At 54.4% G+C, this 6,155-nt stretch carries 4 protein-coding genes and 1 other annotated feature; all 4 genes read left to right on the forward strand.

Going from position 1 to position 6,155, the window contains the following annotated elements:
* Window positions 1-115: 115 nt before the first annotated feature.
* The 4 genes from B2Y11_RS02265 (at window position 116) to B2Y11_RS02280 (ending at window position 5,984) form a co-directional block, all read left to right on the forward strand.
* On the forward strand, window positions 116-790 hold the full coding sequence (locus B2Y11_RS02265; protein ID WP_291055643.1) for a trimeric intracellular cation channel family protein: 675 nt from the start codon (window positions 116-118) through the stop codon (window positions 788-790).
* Window positions 787-3,405, forward strand: coding sequence for a DEAD/DEAH box helicase (locus tag B2Y11_RS02270; protein ID WP_291055645.1), 2,619 nt, complete (start codon window positions 787-789; stop codon window positions 3,403-3,405). Before B2Y11_RS02265 ends, B2Y11_RS02270 begins: the two co-directional genes overlap by 4 nt.
* Complete coding sequence (locus tag B2Y11_RS02275; RefSeq protein WP_291055647.1) at window positions 3,402-4,124, forward strand: hypothetical protein; 723 nt, start codon at window positions 3,402-3,404, stop codon at window positions 4,122-4,124. Before B2Y11_RS02270 ends, B2Y11_RS02275 begins: the two co-directional genes overlap by 4 nt.
* Before the next feature lie 292 nt (window positions 4,125-4,416).
* Window positions 4,417-4,616: a binding site (T-box leader), on the forward strand.
* A 210-nt stretch (window positions 4,617-4,826) separates the two neighbouring features.
* Entirely contained in the window at window positions 4,827-5,984 is a 1,158-nt protein-coding gene (locus B2Y11_RS02280) for an ABC transporter substrate-binding protein (RefSeq protein WP_291055650.1), read from the forward strand.
* Window positions 5,985-6,155 lie beyond the last annotated feature (171 nt).

Genomic DNA, 6,155 nt, shown 5'->3' on the forward strand with positions numbered 1-6,155 from the left:
GCAGAATCGAATTTCATATGTATTTTTATCCAATGCGGCGTCATAAGTCTTCTTAACCCTCAGCGCACAGGCGCCGTCAAACCTGAGAACCTTTTAAAACAAGCGAGGCATTCCCATGTCTGTTACCTGGATGATTTTTGAAATATTAGGCACCATTGCCTTTGCCTTTTCCGGCGCCGTGGTAGGTCTCTACCGGCGTATGGATATTTTCGGCATTACGGTGCTGGCGGTGATGACCGGCGTAGGCGGCGGCATGATCCGGGATGTGCTCTGCGGCATTATCCCTCCTTCCGCGCTGTCCCATCCTACCAGTCTTCTGGTGTCCATCGGCACCGCCCTCTTTGTCAGTTTCCTTTATCCCTTCTTCCGCATCCCGAAGAAGGGAAAGTTGATTATTTCTCTTTTTTACCATATTTCCGATACCATCGGCCTTTCTGCCTTTACGGTGACCGGCGTGCTCACTGCTTTTTACGCCTGGCCGGCCTATGAATATGTGCTGCCCACCATGCTGGGGCTCATTACTGCTGTTGGCGGCGGGGTCATCCGGGATATGATGGCCCGCCGCATGCCGGTGGTGCTCTATATGGACGTCTATGCCATTGCCTCTGTGGCCGGCGGACTTCTGATGTGCATTCTGCACCGGCACCTGCCGCTGTCCCTGGTGTCCTGGATTGCCTTTGGGGCGGTGCTGCTTCTTCGGGTGGCCGCCATCCATTACGGCTGGCAGCTTTATCATCCTCACCGGCGGATGGGGAAAAGAAATCATGATGGAAAGGGGGCTGTGAAATGAGGGATAAGGAAGAAGGGCTGTCCTTTATTTTTACGGAATGGGGCTTTTTAGCAGATGATGGAAGCGGCGAATTGACTGCTTCCATGAAGAAATGGAAAGAACGATTTGAGGAAGAACGCTGGCAGGCTCTTTACGACCTGGGCTTTCAGGAAAAGGGGGAGGGCAGTCCTTCCTTTACCTTCCTGTGGCGGCTGGCTTCTTCCTTTGCCCATGTGCTTCTGACGTCGCCGCTTTTTCCCTTTCTGAAGGAAAAGATGGAAGTTTCCCTGCCGGAGGAAGAGCGAAGAAAGCTCATGGATTCCGTTCCCTACGGACCGGGCACGGAATGGGTAGATGAAAAGTGGTTCGCCCGGGCGGAAAGCTGCCTCAATGCAGCCTTTCATCAAGATTTCCGCTCCTTCGGCGGGCCGGCGGAGAACTATATCCTGGCGAAGAAGAAAGGGGCGTCCCTGCCGGATCGGGTCTATTTCCATCTGGTGGAAAACAGAAAGGATGAAATCTACCCTTTCGCCTTCCTGGCTACCTATGCCACCTTCGACGGAGAGGGGAAAGCCCGGCAGATGCCCCTTTACTATGCGCTGGAGGAGTATAAAAAGGACCGGGAAAAACTGGTGCGTCTCCTTTCTTCTTTGAATAAGGCCTCCGAGGTCATTCCGCATCTGGCGGATTTCGTGGAGGATGGCACCATTCTTCATCCCTTCGGCGTCACATCAAAGGAGGCCTGGGATTTTCTGAAGGCTGTGCCCCTTCTGGAAGAAAAGGGCATTTACTGCCGCATTCCCAACTGGTGGAAACAGGGCAAAAGCAGGCCTGCCATTTCCGTCTCCCTGGGTGGCAGGGAGGTGGAGCCCCTGGGGCTGGATACCATTCTTTCCCTGCGCCCCTCCCTTTCCGTGGACGGCGTGAAGCTGACCAAAGCGGATATCAAAGAACTTATGAAGGAAACGGAAGGCCTTTCCTTTATCAAGGGAAAATGGGTGGAAGTGGACCATGAAAAACTGGCCAAACTGCTGAAGAAAATGGAAAAGCTGGGAGGCGCCATGTCCTTCCGGGAGGCCCTTCAGAGGGAAGGAACGGCAGAGGGCGGCGAGGTAAGCTATGTACCGGGGACCTGGCTTTCCCAAATGCTGGGCCTTATGAAGAATCCCGTCTCTATCGGCGCTATTTCCCTTCCGAAAACCTTTAAGGCATCCCTCCGCCCTTACCAGGAAGAGGGGTACCGGTGGCTCTGCACCCTGTCAAAACTGGGCTTCGGCATGTGTCTGGCCGATGACATGGGCCTTGGGAAAACGGTGCAGGTGCTGGCCTATATGGAAAAGCTGCGCACGGAAAGTCCTGACAGCCGGGTGCTTCTTATCGTTCCTGCCTCCCTTCTGGGAAACTGGGAAAAGGAAATCGGCCGTTTTGCGCCTTCTCTTTCCTTCACTCTCCTTCACGGATTAAAGGGGGAGGAAATGGAAGAAAAGGCGGCCCATCCGGAGACCTTCCTCACCATCACCACCTACGGTATGGCCCAGCGGCTGGAAGGACTGAAGCAGGTGCACTGGACGGCGGAAATTCTGGATGAAGCCCAGAATATCAAGAACCCCAATACCCGCCAGACCAGGGCGGTGAAAGCTATCCCTGCCCGATCCCGGCTGGCCATGACCGGTACGCCGGTGGAAAATAATCTCACCAACCTGTGGTCCCTTTTTGATTTCCTGAATCCCGGCCTTCTGGGAAGCCGCTCCCGTTTCCTCCGTTTTGTCAAAGACCTCTCTGAAGAGGACAGGGGCTATGAGCCCCTTCGGAAAATGACGGGGCCCTTCGTGCTCCGGCGGCTTAAAACGGATAAGCACATCCTGTCCGACCTGCCGGACAAGCTGGAAACGGTGGAATACATTCCCCTGTCCATGAAGCAGACTGCCCTGTACCAGGGCGAGCTGGACAAACTGTCCCATATGCTGAAGGAAGAAAGAAGCGGCGGTATCCGGCGGAAAGGGCTGGTGCTGGGAGCCATTGCCAAGCTGAAACAGATCTGCAACCATCCCGATGAATTTCTGGGGCAGAACCGTTTCAGGCCGGAAGACAGCGGGAAATTTATCCGGCTTCGTGAAATCTGCGAAGTCCTCCTTGAAAGGCGGGAGCCGGTGCTCGTTTTTACCCAGTACAGGGAAATGACAGAGCCCCTTGCCCGATACCTCACCAAAGTTTTCGGCCGGCCAGGCCTTGTCATCCATGGCGGCACGGCGGTGAAGAAACGGATGGAACTGGTGGACGAGTTCAACGGCGAAAACTATATTCCCTTCATGGTTCTTTCCATCAAGGCTGCCGGCACAGGGCTTAACCTCACCAAGGCATCCTCCGTCATTCATTTCGACCGCTGGTGGAATCCGGCGGTGGAAGACCAGGCCACGGACCGGGCTTACCGCATTGGCCAGACAAAAAACGTGACGGTTTATAAATTCGTATCCCGGGGCACCATCGAAGAAAAAATCGATACCATCATCGAAGACAAAAAGAAGCTGGCCCGGGAAGCAGTGGGCAGCGGAGAAGCATGGATTACAAAACTGTCGGACAAAGAGCTGCTGGACCTTCTGAAACTGGACAAAGAGGAAGGAGATGACCTGTCGTGAGCTGGTCTAAAGATTTCTACCCCGCCATGAGCGTGGACGAGCTTCGGGAAAAGGCCCGAAAGGCCCTCTGGGATGCGGCAGGAAGAGGAAGACACCTGTTCCCTGTGGAAGTCCCCGGCCACACCATCTGCCGCACCTGGTGGGGCAAAGCCTGGTGCAGTAATATGGAGCAGTACCTGGACTATGAAAACCGCCTGCCCAGAGGCCGCTCCTACGTGAGAAACGGCGCTGTCATCGACCTGGTTATCGGCGAGGGAAAAGTGACCGCCCTGGTGCAGGGGAGCCGGAGCCGTCCCTACAAGGTGGAAATCAAAGTGAAACCTCTGGGTCAGGTGAAAATGAAAAAAGTGTCTGCCCTCTGCAGCCGGCAGCTGGACAGTCTGGAAGAACTGGTGAAAGGAAAATTTCCCGAAGCCCTGGAAACCCTCCTCACCGAAGAAGGGGCCCTCTTCCCCTCCCTGAAGGAAATCAGCTTCGACTGCAGCTGCCCCGACTGGGCCCGCATGTGCAAACACGTGGCGGCTGTCATGTACGGCATTGGCGTAAGGCTTGACGAAAACCCCTTCTACTTCTTCATCCTCCGGGGCATCGACCCGGAAGCCCTCCTTAAACGTACCGTGGAAGACCACGTGGAAAAACTCCTGGCCCACAGGGACGTGAAGAACGATCGGATTATTGATAATGAGGACATGGAGAAGCTCTTTCATCTGGAGGGGTGAGGGCAGAGGCCGCTGTTCGCTTACGGCTATCCGCTGTCCGGGGAGGAAGGGAAGCATTGTGTAATGCTGCTGCCGACGACAGGCGGCATAAAAACTCATCGCCCGACAGGGCGATACCACTACCCTCAGCTGCTGAAAGCGGCTGTCGCCCCCAGAGCGGAGCGAACACAACCCTTTTACATAACCTGCCGCGGAGCGGCGCCCCTTTTTGCAGCAAAGCTGCAAAAAAAATCCCCTTGACAAAACAAAAATCCGGCGTTATGATTCCTATAAGCTTCTGAAAGCGAAATAGAAATAAGCGATGAACGAGAAAAAGGGTGCTTTTGATCTTGCAGAGAGCCGGTGGCTGATGAAAACCGGTAGACGGGGGCATACTGTTAGTCACTCGAGAGCTTTTCTGCCGAATATAGTAAGCAGAAACGTCCATTCACGTTACGAATAAGGAACCGCAAGTATAATGTAGGGTGGTACCGCGAAATATTCGCCCCTATCTCCGGCTGAGGCTGGAGGTAGGGGCTTTCTGTTCAGGCACATTCTATCTTATGCGGCGGGAGAAGAGATAAATCAGAGTGGTACCGCGGAAATCCGCCCCTGCCGGCAGCTTATGCTGCCGGTGGGGGCTTTTTTATTTCATCTTTATCCATCAGAAGTTAAGGAAACAGTGATTTGTAGGAAGGCAGTTAAAGGAAAGAGGTTTTCATTATGCAGAAGAAATGGTTAAAAGGTATGGCAGCAATGATGACGGCAGCAGCAATCTGCGGAGCATTCGCAGGATGCGGCGGAGACAAGAAGGCAGGCGGAAACGCCGGCGGCGCGCAGACCGTGAAATTCGGCTTCCTGGGCGCTTACACCGGCCCGGCCGCTGCCTATGGCCAGGCTATGAAGGACGGCACGGAACTGGCTGTGGAAGAAATCAACAACAACCCCAATACCAAGATGAAGATCGACCTCAAAACCTATGATACCAAGGGCGTGAAGGCAGAAGCCATCAATGCCATGAAGAAGTGCATTGAACAGGACAAGGTACTGGCCATCGAAGGACCGACACTGTCGGGCTCCATGTTTGCTGCCGGCCCCATTGCCCAGCAGTCTAAGGTCGTTGCTTTCGGCACCGGCACCACTGCCCCTGGCATCACCGACCTGGGTGACTATATCTTCAGAAACGCCATCCCCGGCAAAATGGCCATCCCCATTACCGTAAAGAAGGCCCATGACAAACTGGGATTCAAGAATGTAGCCATTATGTACTCCAACAATAACGACCAGATGGTAGGGGAACACGGCATTTACGAAGAACTCTTCAAGAAGATGGGCATCGACGTTATCGACACCGAAACCTTTGCTGACAAGGACACCGACTTCTCCGCCCAGCTCACCAAGATTCAGGCTGCCAACCCGGACGTCATCTGCATTGCAGGCCTTTACCAGGAAGGCGCCCTCATCGTTAAGAAAGCCCGTGAAATGGGCATGAAACAGCCTATCATCGGCAATAACGGATTCAACAGCCCAGCCTACATCGAACAGGCCGGCGCCGCTGCTGAAGGCACCCTGGTAGCAACTCCATGGAACGCCGAAAGACAGACCGAAAAGGCACAGCATTTCCGCAAAGCCTTCAAGGAGAAATACGGCCACGAACCGGACCAGTTCTCCGCCCAGGCCTACGATGCCATCTACGTTATGCATGAAGCCGCTGAAAAATCCGGCAGCACCACGGACAGAAAGAAATTCCGCGATGCCCTGGCCCAGATCAAGGACTTCGAAGGCGCAACCGGCAAGTTCCAGTTCGACGAACACAGAGATCCGAAGATGGACCTGGACGTTCTCCAGGTGAAAGACGGCAAATGGGTTCCTTTCGCTTAATAGAAAAACATCTTTCCTTCCAAAAAAAGCAGGCATTTCGGTGTCTGCTTTTTATATGGGAGATATGGGGGCGGGAAAGGGTATGTACAAAAGCAGGAGGGTTCAGGCGCCTTTCGGCGCGGTCGGGATCGGGACCGGGACCGGGGCGGTGCTTTCCCGTATTCCCGAAGG

It is taken from the genome of Dialister sp. UBA1703 (assembly GCA_002320515.1).
GTDB lineage: Bacteria > Bacillota > Negativicutes > Veillonellales > Dialisteraceae > Dialister.